This window comes from Hallella seregens ATCC 51272 (genome assembly GCF_000518545.1).
In the GTDB taxonomy this organism is placed as follows: domain Bacteria; phylum Bacteroidota; class Bacteroidia; order Bacteroidales; family Bacteroidaceae; genus Prevotella; species Prevotella seregens.
In genome coordinates this window covers 1-23856 of record NZ_KI912453.1, presented here as the reverse complement: position 1 = coordinate 23856, position 23856 = coordinate 1, and the positions used below count along the sequence as shown (strand labels likewise).

Here is a 23856-nt window from a genome sequence, read left to right as displayed (position 1 = left end):
GCGGCGTAACGGCGTGGCGATTACGCCGTTTTGACCGCGCGATTATGGCGTGGTGGCTGCGCGATTATGGTGTGGCGGCGATGTCCCGGCCGCAGGGCCGCCCTGCTGCCGCCGCACCCCGGAGCCGCCCCTGCGGCCCGAGGGCTGCGTTTCATGTGGCAAAAATAAGCAATTTGCCAAAGAAAACCAAGCAGAACGGCAGGAAGTTTCGGAAAAATCGTGTATATTTGCACATTGTATCAACCAACGAGAGATTTAACGACAAACGAATGAAAGACTTTCTGAAACACGTGGGCGCCACCGTGGTGGGCCTCTTCCTCTTTAGTGTGGTCGTGGCCGGCATCGGCATCATGGCCGTGGTGGGCATGGTGGCCTCCGCCTCGAGCACGCGCAGCGTGGCCTCCAACTCGGTGCTGGTGCTCACCCTCGACGGGCCCCTCGCGGAGCAGTCTGAGGGCACGCTGCGCGACCAACTCACGGGCGACAGCCCGCAGGGGCTGCGCGAGATGCTCGCCGCCGTGCGCAAGGCCAAGGCCAACGACGACATCAAGGGCATCTACATCGAGGCCGGCGACCTGGATGCCGACATGGCCCAGGCCGAGGAACTGCGCGGCGCACTGATGGATTTCCGCAAGTCGGGCAAGTGGATCGTGGCCTACGGCGAGGAGTATTCCCAGCTCTGCTACTATCTGGCCACCACCGCCAACAAGATATACATGAACCCGCAGGGCCTCGTGGACTGGCACGGACTGGGCGGGCAGGTCACTTTCCTGCGCGACGCCTATGCCAAGATTGGCATCAAGATGGTGCCGTTCAAGTGTGGCAAGTACAAGAGCGCCACCGAGACCTACACCGAAGACCGCATGAGCGAGCCCAGCCGCCAGCAGACCGAACGCTATCTTGGCGGCTGGTGGAGCACCATCTGCCAGGCCGTGGGCCGCAGCCGGGGCATCAGCGTGGACTCGCTCAACGCCTATGCCGACCGCGTGGTGTCGCTCGAGGACCCCAAGAACATGGTGCGGCTGAAGATGGTCGACGCGCTGGTCTACGACGACCAAGTGAAGCCCCTTGTGAACAAACTGCTGAAACAGGAGGCCGACGACGACATCAACCAGCTCACTGTGGCCGACATGGCCGACGTGCCCGAGCCCGAAACCACCGACAGCGACAACGAGGTGGCCGTGTATTACGCCTATGGCGAGATCGTGGACGAGGTTCCGACGCAGAGCCTTTTCACTTCCAGTCACCTCATCGTGGGCAAGGACGTGTGCCGCGACCTGGCCTCGCTGGCCGACGACGACCAGGTGAAGGCCGTCGTGATTCGCATCAACTCGGGCGGCGGCAGCTCGTATGCCTCCGAGCAACTGTGGCACCAAATCGGGAAGTTGCGCAGCAAGAAGCCCGTCGTGGTCTCCATGGGCGGCGCGGCGGCATCGGGCGGCTACTACATGGCCTGTGGGGCCAACTACATCTTTGCCGAGCCCGGCACCATCACGGGAAGCATCGGCATCTTCGGCATCCTCCGCGACCGCTCGGAGCTCATGACGCGGCTGCTGGGCTTTAAGTACGACGAAGTGAAGACCAACCGCAACGCCACGATGGGCTCCGAGGTGAAACCCATGACGCCCGAACAGGCCGGCTACGTGCAGGCCGCCGTGGATCGGGGCTACCTGCTCTTCAAGAGCCGCGTGGCGCAGGGCCGCCGCATGACCATGGCCCAGGTGGAGGAGCGGGCCCAGGGCCACGTGTTCCTGGGCAGCGACGCGCTCAAACTGGGACTCGTCGACGCGCTGGGCGGAGTGGACCAGGCCGTGGCCAAGGCGGCCCGGCTGGCCCGTCTCGACGACTATTACACCGCCGGCTACCCCGCCCCCAAGGATTTCTGGGAGCAGCTGCTCGACGAGGGCAGCTCGTCCACCGGCTCCGTGCTCGACGGCCAGCTGCGCCAGACGCTCGGCAGCCTCTACGAACCCTTCATGCTCATGCGCGCCGCCGAGGGCCAGTCGTGGCTCCAGGCTCGCATGCCCCTGCTGCTGCGCGCGCGGTAGGGCGGCTACACCTTATTATATAATACCCCCTGCACCATGCGTACCGAAGGCGACCTCATCAGGATCAACGACTGGCTGCTGCCCCTCAGCTGGCTCTACGGGCTGGGCGTGGGGCTGCGCAACCGGCTCTTCGACCTGGGGCTGCTGCGGCAGCGCGCCTTCGACATCCCCGTTATCTCCGTGGGCAACATCACCGTGGGCGGGTCGGGCAAGACGCCCCACGTGGAATACCTCGTGCGGCTGCTCAAGGACGTGGTGCGCGTGGGCGTGCTCTCGCGTGGCTACAAGCGCAAGAGCCGTGGCTATGTGCTGGCCTCGCCCGACACTCCCATGCCCGACATCGGCGACGAGCCCTACCAGATGAAGCAGAAGTTTCCCGGCATCTACGTGGCCGTGGACCGCAGCCGCTGCGAGGGAATAGACCGTCTCACGGGCGACGAGGCGACGCGCGACGTCGACGTTATCCTGCTCGACGACGCCTTTCAGCACCGTTATGTCAAGCCCGGCATCAACATCCTGCTCGTCGACTATCACCGACTCATCATCTACGACCGGCTGTTGCCGGCCGGCCATCTGCGCGAGCCCATGCGCGGAAAGAACCGCGCCGACATCGTCATCGTGACCAAATGCCCCAAGGACCTCAAGCCCATGGAGTTCCGGGTGCTTACCAAAGCCATGGACCTCTACCCCTACCAGGAGCTCTTCTTCACCTGCATCGACTACGACGAGCCCCGTCCTGTCCATGCCGGGGCCCCGCCGCGGCTGGAGTTGGCGGGCAAGCACGTGCTGCTGCTCACGGGCATAGCCTCGCCCGAGCAGATGCACAACGACCTGCGGCCACGCTGCCGTTCCGTCGTGCCCATGGCCTTCGGCGACCACCATCTCTTCAGCCGGCGCGACGTGGAACGCCTCAATGCCGCCTTCGCCGCCATGCCCTCGCCCAAGGTTGTCGTCACCACCGAGAAAGATTCCGCGCGTCTTGCGGGGCTTGACGGGCTCAGCCCCGAGGTGCGTGCCGGCCTCTACGTGCTGCCCATCCGCGTGCGTTTCATGCTCGGACAGGAGGAATACTTCAACAATAAAATCATAAGCTATGTGCGAAAAAATTCAAGAAACAGCATCCTGGTTAAGAGAAAGGATGACGACAAGCCCCAAGACGGCCATCGTGCTGGGAACCGGCCTGGGACAATTAGCTTCAGAGATAACTGATACCTACGAGTTCCCGTATCAGGAAATCCCCAACTTCCCCGTGTCTACGGTGGAGGGACATGCCGGAAAACTCATCTTTGGCAGGCTCGGCGGCAAGGACATCATGGCCATGGAGGGCCGTTTCCACTTCTATGAGGGCTACTCCATGAAGGAGGTTACGTTCCCCATCCGCGTGATGCACGAGCTGGGCATCGAGACGCTCTTCGTGAGCAACGCCTCCGGCGGCATGAATCCCGACTTCTCCATAGGCGACCTCATGGTCATCACCGACCACATCAACTTCTTCCCCGAGCACCCGCTCAACGGGCCCAACTTCCCTGCCGGCCCGCGCTTTCCCGACATGCACGAGGCCTACGACAGCGCACTCATCAGCCTGGCCGACGACATTGCGGCCGAGAAAAACATACGCCTGCAGCACGGCGTGTACGTGGGCGTGCAGGGCCCCACGTTCGAGACGCCGGCCGAATACCGCATGTACCGCCTCATGGGCGGCGACGCCGTGGGCATGTCGACCGTGCCCGAGGTCATCGTGGCCTGTCACTGCGGCATCAAAGTGTTCGGCATCAGCATCATTACCGACCTGGGCGGCTTCGACGTGCCCGCCGAGGTGAGCCACGAAGACGTGCAGCGGGCCGCCAATGCCGCCCAGCCCAAGATGACGGAAATCATGCGCGAGATGATTAGGAGGGCGTAGAAAACCTGCCTTCACCGTCTCCTTGGGGCGTGTTTTCTGACTCCTTTAACTCCTTTACTCCTTTAACTCCCAAGAATGGAAATCGCCAAGCTCGGTGAGTTCGGCCTCATAGACCGGCTCACCAACGACATACAGCTCAAGAACGAGTCCTCGCTTCGGGGCGTGGGCGACGATTGCGCCGTGATGCACTACCCCGACACGGAGGTGCTTGTCACCACCGACATGCTCATGGAGGGCATTCATTTCGACCTCACCTACATCACTTTGCAGGAACTCGGCTACAAGGCGGCCATGGAAAACCTCTCCGACGTGTTTGCCATGAACGGCACGCCGCGCCAGCTGACGGTGTCGCTGGCCCTGGGCAAGCGGTTCAAGGTGGAGGACTTGGAGGCCTTCTACCGCGGTCTGCGGGCGGCCTGCGACAAGTGGAATGTCGACATCGTGGGCGGCGACACCACCTCGTCGCTCACTGGCCTGGCCATCAGCATCACCTGTATCGGCGATGCCCCGAAGGCCGACATCGTGTATCGCAGCGGCGCCCGCGAGACCGATCTCGTGTGTGTGTCGGGCGACCTCGGCGCGGCCTACATGGGCCTGCAGCTGCTCGAACGCGAGAAAACCGTGTACTACCGGCAGATAGACGAGCTGAACGGCAAGATTCGCGAGGCGCAGAAAGCCGGCAACGACGTGCTGGTGAGGCATCTGCAGCAGGAGGGCGCCAGGCTCACCGACTTCCAACCCGACTTCGCGGGCAAGGAATACCTGCTCGAACGCCAGCTCAAGCCCGAGGCACGCGGCGACGTGGTGGCCCTGCTGCGCGAACGGGGCATCCGTCCCACGGCCATGATGGACATCTCCGACGGACTCAGCTCCGAGCTCATCCACATCTGCCGGCAGAGCCATTGCGGCTGCCGCATCTATGAAAAGCAGCTCCCGATAGACTATCAGACGGCGGTCATGGCCGAGGAATTCAACATGAACGTCACCACCTGTGCCATGAACGGAGGCGAGGATTATGAGCTGCTCTTCACTTGCCCCATCGGCGACCACGCGAAACTCGACGAGCTGGAGAGCCTTGGCATCAAGCAGATAGGCTACATCACGAAAGAGTCGCTCGGCACGCGGCTCATCGCCCGCGACGGCCAGGAGTTCGACATCACGGCCCAAGGCTGGAACCCCCTGCGCTGACACGCCGCGCTGCAAGCCCTTGTCGCCCGCCCGGCAACCGTCGGCGGGGTGCCCGGCAGTAGTCCGTGAAGCGTCCGACGGTCGTCGTCAGAGCGTCCGGCAGTTGCCCGCGGTCGTGCGTCGGCCGCCTGTAATACCGACGGGAGAGAATGTGTTAACAAACATTAAGCCGCAACACATTCTCCCCCGATTGTTCTTTCCTTTCAATATTAAAGTCTACCTTTGCACTCACAAAACCAAGAAATGGCAAGCAAGAGGTGCCTTAGCTCAGGTGGTAGAGCAATGGACTGAAAATCCATGTGTCCTTGGTTCAACTCCAAGAGGCACCACTCCTCCTTTCACCAGCCCGGTTTCTCCGCAAGGAGGCCGGGCTTTTTCGTGCCCTGCATCCGGGAGCCGTGGGTGCAGGGCACGCTGGCTCAATCCTCTGAGGCGATGCACTCTATCTCGACGCGGGCGTTCTTGGGCAGCGTCTTGACGGCGATGGCCGAGCGGGCCGGGAACGGCTGCGAGAAGAACTGGGCGTAGACCTCGTTCATTTCGGCGAAGTCGGCCATGTCGGCAAGGAACACGGTGGTCTTCACCACCTGTGCCATGGTGAGGCCTTCGGCCTCGAGAATGTGCTTCATATTGGTAAGGCTTTGGCGCGTGAGCTCCTTGATGCCGCCCTCGGCAAAGGTGCCGGTGGCAGGGTCTACGGGCAACTGCCCGCTCACGAAGACCAGCCGGCCGGCGTGAATGGCCTGGCTGTAAGGGCCGATGGCGGCCGGTGCTTGCTCGGTGTGGATAGCGTTCATGGTGTGTTGATGTTTTAAAGAATGAATGGATGGCTGCAAAAGTAGCAATAAAGTTTGGTTCCGGGGCCCCTTTTTGCGGATTTATGCTTACTTTTGCCGCGGCTACGCGCCGGCAATGTCGCCGTGCACCGAGGCCGACAAACAGCTATGATATACGTGATACGCAACCGCCACACCTACGGCCCTTATCCGGAAGAGGTGGTGGCCCGGTATGTTGAGGAAGGCAAACTGCTGGTGCACGACCGCGCCCGCGATGCCGCCACGGGCGAAGAAACCACCGTGGGCATGCTGCTCGAGCGCAGCGGGCTGCGCCCCCGTGTCAGGGATCGCGGCTCGCTGGTGCAGCAACTGCGGGCCATCGGCTCGGAATTTATCTTCCCCAAGGACGACATGGCCCACCGCCGCTGGCTTCAGGACAAGCGATTGCTGGTGCTGGCCGTGGTGGGACTGTCGCTCTCGGTGCTGATGTTGCTGCCTGTCGGCGGCTATTTGGTGTTCTATGCGGTGTCGCTCTACTTCGCCGTCATCTGGGGACTCTTCTTCTATTACCTGTTCCGCACGCGGCAGGTCAACCCCCGTACCACGGTGTCGGTATTCTTTCTCACCCAACTGGGCGTGTTCATCATCTTTTCGGGGCTCAACCGGCTCAACTTCTTCTATATCTTCACAGAGGCCGGTTTTCCGCTCAACATCGTGGGCTACGTGCTCGGCGTGGGGCTCACCGAGGAGTTTGTCAAGCTCTTGCCCCTGCTCATCCTGCTGCGGCGGGCCCGCGAACCCATGCTGCCCCAGACGCTGGTCTACTATGGACTCATGTCGGGCATCGCCTTCGGGGTGTTCGAGGGCGTGCAGTATCAGACCACGGTCAACGTGCAGGCCGACTACACCACGGCGTTCCTGCTCAACATCGCCCGGCTCACGTCGCTGCCTTTCCTCCATGCCCTGTGGGGCGGCATCTGCGGCTACTTCGTGGGCTTCGCCCATCTCTACCCCCGTTACCGCAAGTCGCTCTATGCCTTGGCCCTGGCCATCCCCGCCACGCTCCACGGTCTTTACGATGCCTTTGCCGGCGTGGCCTATGTGGTTTCGCTGCTCGTGGCCTTTGGCAGCGTGCTGGCCCTGATGACTTATCTCAGCAAAAGCGGCAACTTCCGCGAGCGGCTGCGCTTGTAGTCAGAGTTCGCGGAGTGCCCGCGCCTCCTCTTTCTCATGCGGAGGCGCGGAGACAGGGAGCCTGCCGGACGGTTGGCTGCACGCGAAGATGAGGGAAAAGGAGGTGCGTGCCGGGTTGATTGCACGCAGAGGCGCGGAGCAAAGGAGTTTTTGGAAGTTCTCTAAGTCATGGTGCGCATCCTCCTTTTCTCTGCGCCTCGGCGTGAAACCGTGTGCAGAGACGCGTTTTAGGGGAGATTCCGCACGGCACTCATAGTTGTTAAATGATGCAAAAACTCGGATGATAATTCGCTGTTGTCGCCGAAAGCCTTTACCTTTGCACCCGCTTCCCAAGGAAAGCCGCGGGTGGTTACCAGAGTGGCCAAATGGGGCAGACTGTAAATCTGCTGGCTCTTGCCTTCGGTGGTTCGAATCCATCACCACCCACTCGCATGCGGGGGTTGCGCCATGGCGCAACCCCCGCTCTGTTTTTAGCCACAGCCCCGGCAGTCCGTCACAGACAGCCGGGGCTGTGGGCGCTTTGGTGTGGGGTCGCCGTGTGGGGAGGATGCCGGGCCGCACGGAAATATATCCATGCAGGAAATGTCCGGGAGGCTTTCGTGGGCGCCACTAAAGGCCAAAGGAAACGCCGGGAGGCTTTCGTGGGCCCCACTAAGTGCCAAAGGAATGTCCGGGAGGCTTTCGTGGGCCCCACTAAGTGCCAAAGGAAACGCCGGGAGGCTTTCGTGGGCCCCACTAAGTGCCAAAGGAATGTCCGGGAGGCTTTCGTGGGCGCCACTAAAGGCCAAAGGAAAGGTCGGGAGACTTTCGTGGGCGCCACTAAAGGCCAAAGGAAAGGTCGGGAGACTTTCGTGGGCGCCACTAAACGCCAAAGGCATGGTCTGGAAACAAGCCTTTGGCTTACCGTAATATCAGTGGGAGGTGGACTATGCCCCTTGCAAACTGGGCGCTCATCTCACAGCAATTGGCCATAAAATTTGGTGGTGGGTGTGAAATGATGTAACTTTGAAGCCAAGAAGGCTCCTCATCTGGAAAACATGATTAAAACTGTGTCTCCCCTCTGAGGTTAAATCATAAGGGAGAATGGCCTTGACACTGTTCAACTTGCACTACCCCATTATGGCAAATGTACGGGTCAAGGCATGGAGTGGCATGACCACGGGAATGGCACGCCAACACAAGGCACAGGGAATGAAAGAGAGCCGTCTGGCGCAGCACAGGCTGGTGGCCAGATGGCAAAGAACATACACGACGATTTAGAACAAATGCTGAAAGGATTACTTGCCAACCTGCCGATGCTGACCTGCCTGGTGATGTCGGCCATCATGGCACTGGAATTGCGCTGTGGCCGATTGCGCGAACTGCCGTCGCTGTTGCGCTTTATGCTCGTGAGCGCCATGCTGTATGCGGGTCACTACGTCTTTTTTCTGCGCGCCGAGGCATGGTTGCCCCTCACCGACACGCTGTATGTCTTTGCGAATCTTGCCGTCTATCCCCTCTATCTCATCTACGTCACCCGCCTCTCCGTGGCGCATCGCTCGCACGGCATTTACTGGCTGCTGGCTCCGGCGGCGGTGGGTGCGCTTGCTGTCGGAGTTCTGTATGCCTTTATGCCAAAGGCAGAGACTCATGTCTTCTTCGACACATACCTTTATGGGAACAGTCTGGACGGACTTCAAGGGGCGGCGTTGTGGCAGGCCTGCGTCCATGTGGCATGCAAGGTGGTCTTTGCCCTGATCGTGGTTTATGTGCTTGTGACAGCCATGCGTCGGCTACGCGAATACGACAAGGCCCTCGAGCAGTATTTCGCCGACACCGAGCACATGGCCATGCGCAGCGTGCGCAACGTTTTGCTACTCGTGGTCGTCATATCCTGCGTGTCGTTGGTGTTCAACGTTGTAGGCCGCCACTGCTTTGCCGATTCTACTGCGGCTCTGGCCATTCCCTCGCTGCTTTTTACCGGCCTGCTGTTTGCTTTCGGTTACGTGGGGCTGCACCGCACGTATTCCATCGTGGACTTGGAGAAACTGCGTGGCGAGATGCGTGCCGAATCGTCCAACGGCGCGTCCACACCCGGGGGCGACGCCATCTGCCAACGCATCCTTGCGCTGTTTGACGAGGAGAAGGTTTTTTTACGGCCCAACCTGAAAATCGACGACGTGGCTGCCATGGCATACACCAACCGCACATACGTCTATCAGGTGGTGAACAAGCAGATGGGCATGTCATTCGCCGAACTGGTCAACCGCCGCCGCATTGCCTACGCCATGCAATTGATGAAGGACACCCCCGGCATTTCGATGACCGAGGCAGCCACGGCGTCGGGCTACAACTCGCTCTCCACGTTCTACCGCAACTACCGGCTTTATGATAAGGACGCAGACCATGCCGCAGCCTTATAGGATATGGCCGCCAGGCAGCTTTCTTCGGAACCACATTCACCATCACCTTGAGCGCGTACTGGAAAGCATACGCGCTTTTTTCGTGCTTGTTGCCGGTACAACACAATACCTTAATGCTTGCACAGGATAGCGCAATTTTCTTTTTGAATCGAGGGAGAAAAGCACGTCTGCAACGTATTTTTGTGAATATGGGACGAACATTTGTGAATATGCAAAACGCGTTCAGACGAACAGCTGTAACTTGTGCACCTATAAAATGTAAGGTGCAAGTTCAAATAATTTAAAAAACCAAAGCGTATGAAAAAAATCTTCTTCCTTTTGTTGTCTGCCGTTGCAGCCACGACAGCCTGGGCGCAGACAACGTTCACGGCAGGTGACCTTACCTACACCGTGACCGATGCCGACGCAAAGACCGTATCGGTGAAGCAGGCCAACAGCCAAGTCGGCGGCGCGCTCGTCATCCCCACCACGGTGGAGAACGACGGAGTGAGCTACAGCGTCACCTCTATCGCAGAGAGTGGTTTCAAGTACAATGCCAACATCACGTCGGTGGTGTTTCCTGCCAGCATGCGCAGCACCGGCGAGTCCTGCTTTGAAGAGTGTAAAAACATCGCATCCATCACCCTCAACGAGGGGTTGGAGACCATAGGCGATTATCTGCTTTGGATGCGGAGTGGTGAAAGCAGCAACGCCAAACTCACGACCGTCACCATTCCGTCCACAGTGACATCCATCGGTCGAGGCGCGTTCTACGGTTGCACGGCCTTGGCCGAGATTACCTTCAGCGGCGGAAATGCCGCCGTTTCGCTGGACCATATCAGCTATGCTGTATTTGGAAATTGCCCCGCCACAACAGTCAACCTTGACCGCAACATAGAGGGATCGACAAGTGCCGACTTTCCTACCGTGCAGACGCTCGTCGTGGGCAACCACGTGACAAAGCTGCATGAGAATATGTTCAAGGACTGCAAGCAGCTCACCAGCGTGACCCTTGGCAGCAATCTGACGGAGGTGGGCAAAGCATGTTTCTACGGCTGTTCGGCGCTCACGGGCATTGACATTCCCGCAAGCATCGCCACGCTCTCCGAGAGCATGTTCGAAGAATGTACCCGTCTTGCAAGCGTCACGCTGCACGAGGGGCTCACCACTGTGGATCAATGGGCGTTCTACAATTGTGGCCTTACCAGCGTCATCTTGCCAGCGTCAGTTACGTCGGTGGGCAAAAACGTGTTTCATGGCTGCCCAATAGAAGGATTTCACATCTCCGACAGTGAGACGGAACTTTCTGTCGATGCCAACGCAAACATCCCCGGCAAGAACTTCTACATAGGCCGCAATCTTACGTTTGCCGAGGGCACGTCGATGTTCAACGACGTAGAAACGCTCACCCTCGGTGGCAACATGACCACTATCCCAGAGAGTCTCGCCAGGGGTAAAAGTACGCTCAAGACACTCGTGATCGGCGAGGGTATTGTAAATATAGCGGGTGCCACCGCATTCAGAGAAACTGGTCTGACAAGTGTGTCTCTGCCGTCCTGCCTCAAGGTGCTGCCGCAGGAGACGTTCGAGAAATGCTACTCGCTGACCACCGTAACGCTTGCCGAAGGTCTTGAGGAGATAGGCCACGGCGCCTTTTACGATTGCAAGGCACTCACGGAGATAACCTTGCCGGCTTCGTTGAAGAAGATTGGCAAAGGTGTGTTCCATCGTAATGAAGCCCTGAAAAAGATGGTTGTCGCCGACAGCGACACAGAGCTGTCCTTTGAAACCAGCGGCTACAACTACGGCACCCCGAACATGACACCGGCTTACGCGCTTGACCATATCTACGTGGGCCGCAACATCGTGCGCAACGATGAACTCACCAACAGCATCATCGCTCAGGCAAAAGTTGTGGAATTGGGCGAGAAGGTTACGTCGCTGGGCTATCTGATGCCCAGAACAGGCGACGTATCGGACATATACGTACCATGGACTACCCCCATTGAACAGACGGAGGATATATGCAGCGGCAACTACAGCAACATCACGCTGTGGGTTCCTGGCGGCACCAAGGAAGTCTATCAAGCCGCGGATATATGGAAGAAGTTCACCACCATGAGTCACCATAGCACGCTCGTCACCCTGACGGCCTCGGCCCACGGCACCATCGCCAACGAAAAGGCCACGGCCACCGACGGCTCGGCGCAGTATCGCCAGCCGAAGGCCGCCGCCGTGGCTTACACGCTCACGGCCGACACGGGCTACGAGCCGACTGCCTTGACCGACAATGGCAACGCCGTCTCGCCGCTGCCCGCCCTCGGCGCAGCCCAGAGCCGCGCCAACAGCGAGGGCGAGGAGTACGTGACGCTCGTCGCCACCTTCGGCCCCATCAGTTACACGCTGACCTACGACCTCGCCGGTGGCACCGTGGCCACGGAGAATCCCGCCACATACACCATCGAGAGCGATGACATCGTCCTTGCCGCGCCCACCAAGGTGGGCCACACTTTCAAGGGTTGGAAACTCAGTGGCGAGGGCGAAGCACAGATGAGCGTCACCATTGCCAAGGGCAGCACCGGCAACAAGTCCTACACCGCCACATGGCAGGTCAACCGCTACACCGTGACCATCACCGGTGGTGGCGTGACCGCCGACAACAACGCCCCCGAGCATGGTACGGATGTAGTGCTGACCATTGCCGAAGATCCCGATGCTACACTCGCCAGCCTCACTGTAAACGGCATTGAGGTGACATCGCAGATTGCCGACAACAAGTACACCATCAGCAACGTCAGTGGCAATGTGACAGTCGCCGCCACTTGGAACTCCACCAAGGAATTCATCACCATGGCTCATGGCCAGGCAACCTTCAGCTGTGACCGCGACCTGGACTTCTCGGAAGTCAGTGGGCTCGCTGCGTATATTGCCAGCGGCTTCGACCGGAATGGCACGGTGCTGCTCTCAAAGGTGGACGTCGTGCCGGCAAACACCGGATTGTTCCTCGTGGGAACAGAGGGTGCCACCTACAAAGTGCCTTATGCAACGGCAACCTCTTACTACGTCAACCTGCTGAAGCCGGTTCTCACGGCCAAGGTGGTGCCTGCCACCGAAGAGAGCTACACCAATTTCCTTTACGGAGAGAACAATGGTGTTGCAGGTTTCTACAAGGCTTCGGGCACGGGCGAGGTCGCCGCCAAGAAGGCTTACCTGCAAGTGCCCACCAGCATGGCCGGCTCCAAATCTTGCCTGATGATACGCTTCACCGACGATGAGCCGACGGGAATCGACCGCGTGCACATCGATGACGTGGCTGGCAAGGGTGTCTACGACCTTAATGGACGCAGGGTTGCGGACAGGCTTGAGGGAGCCCATCTGCCAAGCGGCGTCTACATTGTCAAGGGCAAGAAAGTTTATGTCAAATAAAAACACATGTGTATGAAGAAGATTTATTTAAGACCAGCGATAAAGGTGATACAGATGAGCCCGCTGGAGATGATTGCCATGAGTGGCAATTTTAAGGAAACCAAGACCGAGGAAGTCGATATATATCTCGACGACGACAAAGCCATAGATGGCAATTGCGCCTGGTAAGGGCTGTCACACGTCATAACAGAAAACTGGAGCTGCGCTATTATTGGTGCAGCTCCAGTTTTTTCTGGAGGGGTGGTCACGGCTTGCGCGTTATGGTCACGTCGAGCGTCTGCTCGATGATGGGCAGAATGCTGTCGAGCTGCGTGGCCTCGAAGTCGCCCGAGAGGCGTTTCTGTGTGTCGCTGCACGAGAGGGCGACATGGAAGTTGGCCGAGAGCTGGTGCAGCACTTCGGGCAGCGGCGTATTGTCGAAGTGGAAGCGGCCGGTGGCCCAGGCCATGCTGTTGTCGTCGATGTCGGGGAGCCGACGCGGACTGTCACCGCCCGCGGGCAACAGGGCACCCATGCCCCGGCTCAGCACGATGGCGCGGTGACGGCCGCGTGTGGAGGCAAAGCTCACGGAGCCCTCGGACACGTAGACCGTGGTGCCGCGGCTGGTCTCGTCCACTTGCAGGCGTGTGCCGATGTCGCGAATCTCGTAGTCGGCATTGCTGATGACGAAGGGATGGCGCGGGTCGTGGCGTATCTCCAGATAGGCGCGGCCCCGGATGCGCACGTGGCGGCAGTCGCCGCGATAGGACAGGGTGGAGTAGGGGGCGAGGGTGACACGTGTGCCATCGGCCAGCGTGTAGGTCTCGGCCACGTCCTGACGCTGTGTGCCGAGCGTCACCTCGCGGTGGGCGTAGAGCGTCCAAGCCCCGCCCGTCACGAGGGCCAGCAGCACGGCGGCCACGGCCCAGCGGCGCAGCCGGCGGTTGGGGCCGGTGCCGGTGGCCGCGTGGAAACGGTGCAGGGCCGCCCGGGTGTCGAGGCGGCCGGGCAGGTAATGTCGGAAAACGAATTGCCGTTCGTTGTCAGTGTGCATGGTATGATAGATTGAAAGATGAGTCTGGCGGCCGGCCTACGAACGCTTGAGCACCCAGCCGGTGCGGCCCGTGTTCCAGCCGCCCACGAGTCCCAGCCCACCCATGACGTTGCTCTGCATGGGCCTGATTTGCGAGAGGCCGCTGCGTGCCATCTCGTTATTGTCGAGCTCGTTGAGCGAACGCATGAACCGATAGTACTCGGGCGTGATGCGAAGCAGCTCCACCTGGTAGGCGCGGGCAAAGTCGTAGGAGTAGACGTAGCCGGTCTCGGGGTCATGATAGGATGCCGAACTGGAAGGGGTCACGTTCAGATGGAGCGTGTAAGTGGCCCCATTGATGGTGGCGTCGTCGAAGATATAGAGGTTGCCGTAGAAAGAGTTGGAGAAGCCAAAGTTGTCGTCTATCTCCGTGGGCGGCATGAGCAGGGGCTCGCTCTGCGTGTTCACCTCGGGGTAAGTATAGATGGAATCGCGGAACTCCACCCGAGCCGAGTCGAGTGAAAGCTGGTCGCGTTTCTGCACGTAGTCGGCGTAGTCGTAGAAGTAATAGGTGGAGTGGCCCCCGTCGGTATAGCCCGTGGCACTGCCGCGATAGTGCTTCACGCGCACCCGCACGGCGTAGTAGCAGCGGGTGGCAGGGTCGTCTGTGAACGTGGCCATGACTTGATCGAAGCGGCGCGACTGGCCCTCGTCGGGGATATAGACGGGTATGTTCTCTGCCACCTGCAGGTTGCCCACGGCTACAGTGTCGGGAATGACGGTGGAGGCACTCACAGGAGCCATGCCGTCGGCCTCGACGCTGAGGCTCACGCGGTCGCCGGCCTGCTGGCGGCCCACCACGCGATAGAAGCCCTTGCCCATGGGCTCGGCCTGGAGCTGGCGGCCGTCCACGCTGTAGCTGATGCGGGCATTGGACACGACGGTCACCTTCACGGAGTCGTTGTAAGCCTTGATGGGGATGCTGCGGCTCACGCCGATGTAGGTGGTGTCGCCCACGGTGGGCATGCAGTAGACCACGAGACGCGGGGTGTCGGACAGTGTAGTGAGCGTCACCTCGTCCTTGCACGAGGCGAGGGCCAGGGTGACGGCGGCCATATAGAGGAGTTTTCGGATCATGATGGTTGGGTGATGAGGGTTGTGTGATGGATGAATGGTGCGGTGTGGCGGCACCCGGGGGATGTGGCCGGGCGGGCCGCCGTCAGAACTTGATGGTGTAGCTGAACGAGGGCACGACGGGAATGTAGGCGTGGTTCTTGATGTAGAAGCGCCCGTCCTTGTGCTGGCGTATCTCGGTCCAGAGCGAGTTCAGGTGGCAATACACATTATAAAGACTGATGTTCCAGATGCGCTCGTGGCCGTGTTTGGTGGTGTGGTGGAAGTCGAAACCGATGTCGAGTCGGTGGTAGGCGGGGAGCGTGAGGTTGTTGGGACGCTCGTAGACCCACATGGTGCGGCGTTCGTCGCCATAGATGAGCTGCCGGTAATCCACCTGTCTGCCGTCGGGCACGTTGGGTGTGGCGGTGAGCTGGGTGGGCATGGTGAGGCGGTTGCCGCTGTGCAGGCTCCAGACGGCGAAAGCCGAAATCTTGGAAGTGAGCTTCCAGCGGGCCGTGAGGTTCAGCTTGTGGCGGTTGTCGAACTTGTCGTTGTACCAGTCAGAGTAGAAGTCGGCGTAGCGACGCTGGTTCCATGAGAGGGTGTAGGCACCCTGGAGTTCCAGGTGGTGGGTGGTGTACCGGGCATCGAGCTCGATGCCGTAGAACCGTCCGCGGCCGTCCATGACGAGCAGATCCCAGTTCTCTGCGGGCGGCTCCAGACTCGACCAACTGGCATATTGCAGCAGGTGGCGGCTCTGCTTGTAGTAGCCTTCGAGCGAGAGCAGCCAGTGCCGGCCCGGCTGCACGTAGACGCCTGCCGCCGCCTGCCACGAGCGCATGGGCTTCAGCCGTTCGGTGGTGGGCACCCAGTAGTCGGTGGGCAACTCGAGGATGGAGTTGGAAATCTTGTGCACATACTGCGTCATGGTGGTGAACGAGGCCTTGAACGAGAGGGCCTCGGCGGGCTGATACTTCATGGCTACGCGCGGGTCGAGGGTGGCAAAGGTCTTGGTGCCAATGCTGAAGAGGGCCGCGTTGACGCCGCCGTTGAGGCTCCAGCGGCTGTTGATGGTGAACTCGTCTTCGGCATAGACGTTCCACTCGTGGGCCGTGTGGCGGTTGTGGCTGTCCGTGCGCAGGGTGTCGCCTTTCTGCGAACTGTCGCTGGAGAAGTTGTACTGCGTGCGGGTCTGCGGCTTGAACGCGTGCCAGGTATAGTCGTGACCGAAGCGGACGTGGTGGTGGGGCGAGGGCCGGTAGTCGAACGACACGCGATAACCCAGGTCGTTAATCGTTGACCGGTACTGGTGTTCGTCGTGCGACGCATACGACAACTTGTCGTCGCGATACATCCGGTCGTCCTCGAGCGTGTGGAGTTTGGCGTGGTTGTAGGTGTAGACGGCGGTGAAGTTGGCAAAGAGTTTGGGTGAGAAGATACGGTTCCAGTTGAGTGCAGCATTGAGGTTTCCCCAGCTGAACTTGTTCTTGGTGAGGTCTCGATTGGTGGCGGAGTTGTACGTGTCGCGCCAGTCGTCCTTGGTGTTGAGCTTGTCCTGACCCGAGTAAAGGCTCAGCGACAGGCGCGAGACGGGGCTGAAAATGTGGGTGACCTTGGCGTTGAGGTCGTGGAAGAAGTAGTTGAAGCTGATCTTTTCCTCGTCGTTCAGCCGGCTGGCAATGGCCGAGGCGGGGCGCGTGAGCAGGTCGATCCAGCTACGGCGCAGTCCTATATTATAAGAGGTCTTGCCCTTGACGATGGGGCCTTCGAGGTGGAAGCTGCCGTCGAGTAGCCCGATGCGGTAGCTGCCGTGGGTGTGCTCGAAGTCGCCGTCGCTGGTGCGCACGTCAATGACCGACGACAGGCGGCCGCCGTAGCGGGCGGGGAACCCGCTCTTGTAGAAGTCTACGTTCTTCACCACGTCGGTGTTGAAAGCCGAGAACAGGCCCATGGTGTGGTTGATTTGGTAGAGCGGCGTGCCGTCGAGCAGGAAGAGGTTCTCGTCGTTGTTGCCGCCATGCACGTAGAGTCCGCTGGCCAGCTCCATGCCCTCGGCCACGCCGCTGGTGCGCTGGAGCGTCTTCACCACGTCGGGACTGCTCAGCAGGGCGAACTCCGTCTGGATGTCGCGGCGCGAGAGCGACCGCTTGCCCGTCTGCGTGTTGAGCAGCGGCGAGTTGAGGTCGCCCGTGACCACCACCTCGCCCAGCCGGGCATTCTCCTTGAGGCTGACGTCGAGCCGCTGGTCGGCGGTGAGGTCAAGGGTCTGTTCGTAGTCCTCGAATCCGATGTAGCTGTAGCGCAGCCGGTGCTGTCCCTCGGGCAGGGTGAGCGAGAAGAAACCGTAGGCATTGGTCATGGTGCCCTGTCCGGTGGTGTGGTCGTAGACGGTGGCGTTGATCAATGTCTCGCCGTCGGCATCGCGCACAAAGCCGCTCACGGTGTGCGAGCGGCGTGCTTTCTCTCGCTTTTGTGGGGTGGGCGAGGCGGTGGGAGTGGCTTGTCGGGGCTTGTCGGGGCTTGCCGGCTTGAGCATGACGTAGCTGCCTTTCTGTTCGTAGCCGATGCCGGTGCCGCGAAAGAGGGTGTTCAGGGCCTCGCGCAGCGGCATGCGCGAGAGCGACGGGCCGTCGTAGGCCCGCGTCACAGGGATGGAAGCATCGTAGACAAAGTTCACTTGGTGTTGCCGGTGCAGCTGTTCCATCTGCTGTTTGATGGTGTTGGCGTGTGGCTTGCCCTGCGCACCTGCGGGCATCGCTGCCAGCAGGGCGACAGAGAGAAGCAAGGTCGAAAGACCGATTTTGAAGATATTCATTTTGCTTGTGTCGTGCAAGTTTCTGCCGCTATAACGTGGCGGGCCGTAAATACCCCCATGCCGGCAGGACAAAATTTTCTTCTTTCTTCATCCTTGGGTGTTCCGACATAATAACATATTGGCTGGCGCGGTAGGGTTTAGACATAGTAACATAATAACATATAGGCTAACGCAATAGTTATAGACATAGTAACATAATAACAAAAGGCTGGCGCGGTGGGGGAGATTAGGGGAATAAAAATCACTGCGCAGCCAATATGTTATTATGTTACTATGTCTAAACTCCACCGCGCCAGCCTTTTGTTATTATGTTACTATGTCTAAACCCCTCATGTTGCTCTGTCAGCGGCCGGGTTCGGGGCGGGCAACGAGGGCTTCGCCCAGCTTGCGCTGCAGCACGCGGGCGTCGAGAACCGACATCTCGCTGTCCATAATGGCGAACGCCAGCAGGTGGCCGTTGCTGCCCCGGCAGTATCCGGCCAGCGAGCTGATGCCGTAGGGGTGGGAGAGGGTGCCGGTCTTGGCGCGGATTTTGCCGCGCGTCTTCGGCCCGGCCAGCTCGCGGCGCAGCGTGCCGTCCACGCCCGCGATGGAGAGTTGGGCCAGCAGCAGCCGGTAGATGGGCCTGTGGCGGTAGGCGTAGCGCAGCACGGTGGTGAGGGCTTCGGGCGAGAGCCGGTTGTGGGTGCAGAGGCCGCAGCCGTCGTGCACGACGAGTGCACTGTCGCGCAGTCCCAGCTCCTCGCGCATGAACCGGCGCAGGTAGGCCACGCCGGCCGCCGTGGGCTCGGCCCCGGGGTCGGCGCGATGGCCGATGGTGTAGAGCAGGGCCGTGGCTTGGGTGTTGGAACTGTGCTTCCACATGCGCTCTGTAACGCGGTCCACGGAGCGGTAGAAGCGGAAGATGCAGTGCGACCCGCGCGGCGTGCGGCCCAGCGCCACCTGGCTGTCGGCCACGCTGACGCCCCGTGCGCGCAGGGCGGCCGTGAGCTCTTTCTGCACGCGCGGCGCCCCTTTGTAGAGCAGTCCGTAGTGCGAGAAACTCAGATCCCACGGGTACCAGTGGGCCTCGCTGCGCACGGGGTCGTGCAGTTGCAGGTCGAGCAGCAGCCGGCCGCCGATGCGGCGGATGCCCTTGCGGCGCAGGGCGGCGGCAAACTGGCCGAGGTCGGGGCCGTTGAGCTGCGGGTCGAGGCCGGCCCTGAACGTCACGTCGCCGCGCAGCGTGTCGCCCACGATCTGTCCGCGCGTGTAGATGGAGGTGGCATAGAGGTGGCGCGTGCCCAGCAGGTGCAGGCCGGCCACGCCGCTGAGCAACTTGAGGCACGAGGCCGAGGGCAGGGCCTTGCGCTCGTTCAGCCCGTAGACGGGGCGGTCGGCCGTGAGGTCGTAGACGTGGAAGCCCAGCCGGCCCTGCGGGCGCGGGGCGGCGGCCAGGTCGGCCAGCCGGCGGCGCAGGGCCGGATCGACGGGCAGAGTATGTTGCGAAGAAGTGTCGGCGGCCGGCTGGCGGCCCTTGGAATTGTCGCTGCTGCACGAGCCCAGCAGCGTGGCAAGCAGCAGCCCCATGAGGCAGGGGCGGAGCGTGTGTGTGAGTTTCAAGATATGGTTCTTTTGTTTGCGCATGCGTTGTTTCCTTGCAAAGTTACGCATTAAAATCGGCTTGACGGCCCCTTTGGCGGCTAAAAATGACGGTTTTTGCGGTCTGCCGCGCCCCGTCTGCGATGAAGCCCACCCTGTCTGCGGTGAAGCCCGCCCCGGTAGCGCCGGGTGCAGATTTGCCGCCAAATGATTGGCCATGTCGGAAAGAAATGCTAATTTTGTCGCGTTTACCGAGAAACGGTAGGCCGACAAACCGAAAACAGAAACAACCGAATGATGGAAAAGAAATATCGCATCGCCGTGGCCGGCACGGGATATGTGGGCCTGAGCATCGCCACCCTGCTGAGCCAGCACCACCAGGTGACGGCCGTGGACGTGGTGGCAGAGAAAGTAGACATGCTCAACCGCCGCCGGTCGCCCATCCAGGACGAGTACATCGAGAAATACCTGGCCGAGAAAACGCTCGACCTCACCGCCACACTCGACGGCGAGGCGGCCTACCGCGGGGCCGACTTCGTGGTCATTGCCACCCCGACCAACTACGACTCGGCGAAGAACTACTTCGACACCTCGCACGTGGAAGAGGTCATCCGGCTGGTGCAGCGCGTCAACCCCGAGGCCGTGATGGTCATCAAGTCCACCATTCCCGTGGGCTACACCGAGGCCGTGCGGCGCAAGTACGGCTCCCGCAACATCATCTTCGCCCCCGAATTCCTGCGCGAGAGCAAGGCCCTCTACGACAATCTCTACCCCAGCCGCATCATCATCGGCCGGCCCGCCGGCGACGAACGCCTCGACCGCGCGGCCCACGTGTTTGCCGACCTGCTGAAAGAGGGCGCCCTGAAACCCGACGTGGAGACGCTCTTCATGGGGCTCACCGAGGCCGAGGCCGTGAAGCTCTTTGCCAATACATACCTTGCCCTGCGCGTGAGTTACTTCAATGAGCTCGACACCTACGCCGAGGTGAAGGGACTCGACACGCAGGACATCATCCGCGGCGTGTGTCTCGACCCGCGTATCGGCTCGTTCTACAACAACCCCTCCTTTGGTTACGGCGGCTACTGCCTGCCCAAGGACACCAAGCAGCTGCTGGCCAACTATGCCGACGTGCCCGAAAACCTCATCCAGGCCATCGTGGAGAGCAACCGCACGCGCAAGGACTTCATTGCCGACCAGGTGCTCCACAAGGCCGGCTACTACGACTACTACAACCGCGGCGACTACAGCGAGGCGGCCGAGCGGCGGTGCATCGTGGGCGTGTACAGGCTCACGATGAAGAGCCAGAGCGACAATTTCCGCCAGAGCAGCATCCAGGGAGTGATGAAGCGCATCAAGGCCAAGGGGGCCGAAGTCATCATCTACGAGCCCGCGCTACAGGACGGCACCACCTTCTTTGGCAGTCGCGTGGTGAACGACCTGGCCGCCTTCAAGCAGCAGAGCCAGGCCATCATTGCCAACCGTTACGAGCCCGCGCTTGACGACGTGCGCGAGAAGGTCTACACCCGCGACATCTTCCGTCGCGACTGAACCCGGCCTTCTGCCGCCCCGCCGCCGTTGCCGCCGCGGCGGGCGACGGGTGTGTGCCAAAACTCCGAAGTGTTGCCGATTTGTAAGGGCACGGCCCGTGTGTGTCCGAAAACAGGGCGAATAGTTTCCTTAAACTATTCGCCCTGTTGCGTTTGTCCGTTTGTCGCGCTGCGACGGCTCGTTTCTCGCGTGGCGATGGCGGCGTAATCGCGTGGCGAAAAACGGTTTTTCGGAATGCAACTAATCCTTGAAAAGGAAGAAAAATCGAAGTTGGTGTAAACTGACTGATAATGAGCAGGGAACGGAGTCATTTGCATAAAACTGCTCTGTTCATATAGGGCAGGAATATGCAGATTTAGGCAGAAGTTCAGTTACCAAAGTGTTACCTGATTTTGAGATAGGTAACGATGAAGTAATGTTCGGTAACTGAATTATTTTCGCTCGTGTGGCTGTTGCTGCGGTCGGCAGTTTTCTGCATAAGTGAGGAACGCTTTAATTCGGGTAACTTTGCCCATAAAAATTAAAGCGTATGAAACAAGAGAAAATGAAGGTGTTGCTCTACCTCAAAAAGAGCGGTCTTGACAAGTCGGGCAAGGCTCCCATCATGGGACGTATTACACTTGGAAGGAGTATTGCGCAGTTCAGTTGTAAACTCTCCTGCAACCCCGACTTGTGGAATCCACGAGAGAGCAGAATGGACGGCAAGAGTCGTGAGGCGGTGGAGATAAACGGTAAATTGGAAAATCTGTTGTTGTCTGTTCAGTCAGCTTATCAATCTCTGCTATCCAAAGGTTGCCCATTTGATGCAGCCGATGTGAAAGAGCTGTTCCAAGGGAGCGTACAGACACGATGCATGCTCATTGAAAGGCTGGACATGCTCATTAAGGAGAAGGAAAGCCATGTTGGTATAGACATTAAGGAAGGAGCCATACACGGCTATCACTCTACCCGAATTCATTTGCAGAAGTTTATTCAACGGAAGTACAAGGTAACAGACTTGGCTTTCTCACAGCTCACAGAGAACTTTATCTATGAGTTTGGGCAGTATTTCTTAGGTGAGTGTGGTTTTCAAGAAAGCACATTCTATAATGCAGCCACGCATTTGAAGACGGTATGCAGGTTGGCTTACCGTGAGGGATTGGCTGATGTACTTCTGTTTGACAAAGCCAAAATCAGCAAGGGCGACAAGAGACTGCCCAAAGCATTAGACAAGGAAGCATTAGACAAATTGAAGGCTCTCAACTTTGAGTACTTGGAGGAGGAAATGGAAACTGCACGAGATGTTTTCCTCTTTGCCTGTTATACAGGTGCTGCATATTGTGATTTGATGGAACTGGACAAGTCCCATCTTGTGCGTGACGACGAGGGTAGCCTTTGGCTGAAGTTCAACCGCCACAAGACAGGTGTGCCTTGTCGTGTCAAACTGATGCCCGAAGCCATAAGGCTGATGGAGAAGCTCCACAGCGATGAAAGGGGTACGCTGCTTCCTTTCATCGGGTATAAGACCTATCAGACCTGCCTGAAAGCCCTGCGGCTTCGTGCAGGTATCTCGTTTCCCTTCACCACGCATATGGCAAAGCATAGGCAATTCTATAAATGTCAAATAATCAACTGATTATATTGTTTATCAATAAAGGGAGGTAACGATAAGGAAACCAGCGAGCTTCTATACTCTACCTTGTTTTGCCATTTCAAAGAACCACTTTGTTTGTTGCAAAGATAAGAGTATATCGTGAGAAAAAAGAATTTTCTCTGAGTTATTTTCGTAAAGCTGTCCATTGGGGCTGCTTTTTGTTTTCCGGGTATTCTATTCTTATGATAAATGTAGTCTCCGAAGGCTGCGTTTTCTGTTTTCGCCCTGCTTCTCTGTCTGCAAATCCTCTACTTATGCCCATATATCATGTCGGGATCGGTTGTTCGTTGTCAGCGGCAAAGGTAGTTCTGGGCTTTTACGGACAAAAAAGGTCGAGGCGGCAAGCCGTTTAGACGACAATCTCCACACTTCCATTTCATTGCAGGTAGTATTCTCGCCGTAAAACCTTGTGTTTGTCCTAAGCCCTACCTTTTTACGCCACTGAAACGAAAACGACCGACCCGACGGAAAGACGCAAAAAAAGGTCGGATATGCGAGAAGCAGGTAAAAAGAAAATGGAAACTCAACTCCCTCTCCTCTGGAATCCGCATAAAATCAGACAAGATGATTTATTCTGAAGTAAGGATGGAACAGGTAACCGTTCAAGAAGAACAGACGGAGCAAAGAAATCCCGATGAGAAACACCTCGTTACTTTTGACAGTGAGTTGAGACGGCTCAAAAGTAACAAAAAGCCATTATCAAATACTCATATTCCTTTTAATCACTAAAAGGAAGTCTTTGGTAAAATTCCAGCCAATGCCCGTCGAGGTCTTCAAAGGTAAGTAACTTTCCATAAGGTTCTGTTCTTATTTCTCCGATCGTCTTTACTCCTTTGTTCTTTAATTCCTCATATATAAGTTCGATGTCATCAATTTCAAACATAATTCTTGTTTTGCTTGCAACTACATCACCTTTGTGTGCCGGTCTTTGAAGAATGGCAAATGAGGTTTCTCCAAAATTAAATTCAATCCAATCTCTATCTATCAGTTTGACCTCAAAGCCCATGTCCTGATAAAATTGTTTGGATCTCTGCAAATCACTCACATAAATCCAACATGCGTATATCTTTCTCGGTTTCATTCTTTTGATATTATTGATGTTTGATTTTCAGCAGACCGAAGAACGAAGTTATCTCTTGAATATCCACAAGTGGAAAAGCCACTCTACTTTGACCCTTTTGGCCAAACAGGATTGCTCACCTTGGCCATAATATGATTGACCCTTTTGGCCAAAA

17 protein-coding genes and 2 tRNA genes are annotated in these 23856 nt (G+C 58.6%); 13 read left to right on the top strand and 6 right to left on the bottom strand.

The window, feature by feature from the left end; genetic code table 11:
• Nucleotides 1-269 precede the first annotated feature (269 nt).
• The 5 genes from sppA to L888_RS0112580 all read left to right on the top strand — a co-directional run bounded on the left by sppA (nucleotide 270) and on the right by L888_RS0112580 (nucleotide 5468).
• On the top strand, nucleotides 270-2048 hold the full coding sequence (gene sppA, locus L888_RS0112600) for a signal peptide peptidase SppA (protein WP_027953141.1): 1779 nt from the start codon (nucleotides 270-272) through the stop codon (nucleotides 2046-2048).
• A 36-nt stretch (nucleotides 2049-2084) separates the two neighbouring features.
• Nucleotides 2085-3257, top strand: coding sequence for a tetraacyldisaccharide 4'-kinase (gene lpxK, locus L888_RS0112595; protein ID WP_027953140.1), 1173 nt, complete (start codon nucleotides 2085-2087; stop codon nucleotides 3255-3257).
• Nucleotides 3142-3951: a purine-nucleoside phosphorylase gene (locus tag L888_RS0112590; protein ID WP_075261878.1), complete on the top strand. Its 810-nt coding sequence runs from the start codon at nucleotides 3142-3144 to the stop codon at nucleotides 3949-3951. Before lpxK ends, L888_RS0112590 begins: the two co-directional genes overlap by 116 nt.
• A gap of 75 nt (nucleotides 3952-4026) precedes the next feature.
• The gene (thiL, locus tag L888_RS0112585; RefSeq protein WP_027953138.1) at nucleotides 4027-5139 is read left to right on the top strand and encodes a thiamine-phosphate kinase; all 1113 of its coding nucleotides are present in this window, start codon (nucleotides 4027-4029) and stop codon (nucleotides 5137-5139) included.
• A gap of 256 nt (nucleotides 5140-5395) precedes the next feature.
• Nucleotides 5396-5468, top strand: a tRNA-Phe gene (locus L888_RS0112580).
• Between the two features lie 90 nt (nucleotides 5469-5558).
• On the opposite strand, the gene L888_RS0112575 is transcribed toward L888_RS0112580, so the two are convergent.
• Entirely contained in the window at nucleotides 5559-5936 is a 378-nt protein-coding gene (locus tag L888_RS0112575; protein ID WP_005846979.1) for a RidA family protein, read from the bottom strand.
• Between the two features lie 147 nt (nucleotides 5937-6083).
• Here L888_RS0112575 and L888_RS0112570 point away from each other — a divergent pair, with 147 nt between their 5' ends.
• The 6 genes from L888_RS0112570 to L888_RS14725 all read left to right on the top strand — a co-directional run bounded on the left by L888_RS0112570 (nucleotide 6084) and on the right by L888_RS14725 (nucleotide 13084).
• Nucleotides 6084-7109: a PrsW family intramembrane metalloprotease gene (locus L888_RS0112570; RefSeq protein ID WP_027953137.1), complete on the top strand. Its 1026-nt coding sequence runs from the start codon at nucleotides 6084-6086 to the stop codon at nucleotides 7107-7109.
• Nucleotides 7110-7452: 343 nt separating this feature from the next.
• A tRNA-Tyr gene (locus L888_RS0112565) sits at nucleotides 7453-7535 on the top strand.
• Nucleotides 7536-8192: 657 nt separating this feature from the next.
• Entirely contained in the window at nucleotides 8193-8369 is a 177-nt protein-coding gene (locus L888_RS14730; protein ID WP_169732680.1) for a hypothetical protein, read from the top strand.
• Nucleotides 8342-9511, top strand: coding sequence for a helix-turn-helix transcriptional regulator (locus L888_RS0112555; RefSeq protein WP_027953135.1), 1170 nt, complete (start codon nucleotides 8342-8344; stop codon nucleotides 9509-9511). Before L888_RS14730 ends, L888_RS0112555 begins: the two co-directional genes overlap by 28 nt.
• Nucleotides 9512-9808: 297 nt before the next feature.
• Nucleotides 9809-12916, top strand: coding sequence for a leucine-rich repeat protein (locus L888_RS0112550; RefSeq protein ID WP_027953134.1), 3108 nt, complete (start codon nucleotides 9809-9811; stop codon nucleotides 12914-12916).
• 12 nt (nucleotides 12917-12928) lie between these two features.
• Nucleotides 12929-13084: a hypothetical protein gene (locus L888_RS14725; protein WP_005846967.1), complete on the top strand. Its 156-nt coding sequence runs from the start codon at nucleotides 12929-12931 to the stop codon at nucleotides 13082-13084.
• A 76-nt stretch (nucleotides 13085-13160) separates the two neighbouring features.
• Here L888_RS14725 and L888_RS0112540 read toward each other — a convergent pair whose 3' ends face one another.
• The 4 genes from L888_RS0112540 to L888_RS0112525 form a co-directional block, all read right to left on the bottom strand.
• On the bottom strand, nucleotides 13161-13949 hold the full coding sequence (locus L888_RS0112540; RefSeq protein WP_027953133.1) for a FecR family protein: 789 nt from the start codon (nucleotides 13947-13949) through the stop codon (nucleotides 13161-13163).
• 36 nt (nucleotides 13950-13985) lie between these two features.
• Complete coding sequence (locus tag L888_RS0112535) at nucleotides 13986-15065, bottom strand: DUF4249 domain-containing protein (protein ID WP_027953132.1); 1080 nt, start codon at nucleotides 15063-15065, stop codon at nucleotides 13986-13988.
• Between the two features lie 82 nt (nucleotides 15066-15147).
• Complete coding sequence (locus tag L888_RS0112530; protein WP_027953131.1) at nucleotides 15148-17859, bottom strand: TonB-dependent receptor; 2712 nt, start codon at nucleotides 17857-17859, stop codon at nucleotides 15148-15150.
• Nucleotides 17860-18201: 342 nt separating this feature from the next.
• Nucleotides 18202-19485 carry a D-alanyl-D-alanine carboxypeptidase/D-alanyl-D-alanine-endopeptidase gene (locus L888_RS0112525; protein WP_156925013.1) on the bottom strand — a complete coding sequence of 428 codons (1284 nt, stop codon included), beginning with the start codon at nucleotides 19483-19485 and terminating at the stop codon, nucleotides 18202-18204.
• 252 nt (nucleotides 19486-19737) lie between these two features.
• Between L888_RS0112525 and L888_RS0112520 the strand changes: the two genes are divergently transcribed.
• Both L888_RS0112520 and L888_RS13780 read left to right on the top strand, forming a co-directional pair.
• Entirely contained in the window at nucleotides 19738-20988 is a 1251-nt protein-coding gene (locus L888_RS0112520) for a nucleotide sugar dehydrogenase (RefSeq protein WP_015310435.1), read from the top strand.
• A 529-nt stretch (nucleotides 20989-21517) separates the two neighbouring features.
• Nucleotides 21518-22603 (top strand): phage integrase SAM-like domain-containing protein, encoded by a 1086-nt coding sequence (locus tag L888_RS13780; RefSeq protein WP_245594891.1) that lies wholly within the window; start codon nucleotides 21518-21520, stop codon nucleotides 22601-22603.
• Between the two features lie 736 nt (nucleotides 22604-23339).
• Here L888_RS13780 and L888_RS0112510 read toward each other — a convergent pair.
• A complete protein-coding gene (locus L888_RS0112510) occupies nucleotides 23340-23702 on the bottom strand; it encodes a VOC family protein (RefSeq protein WP_025882206.1) in 363 nt (120 codons plus the stop codon).
• Between the last annotated feature and the right edge of the window lie 154 nt (nucleotides 23703-23856).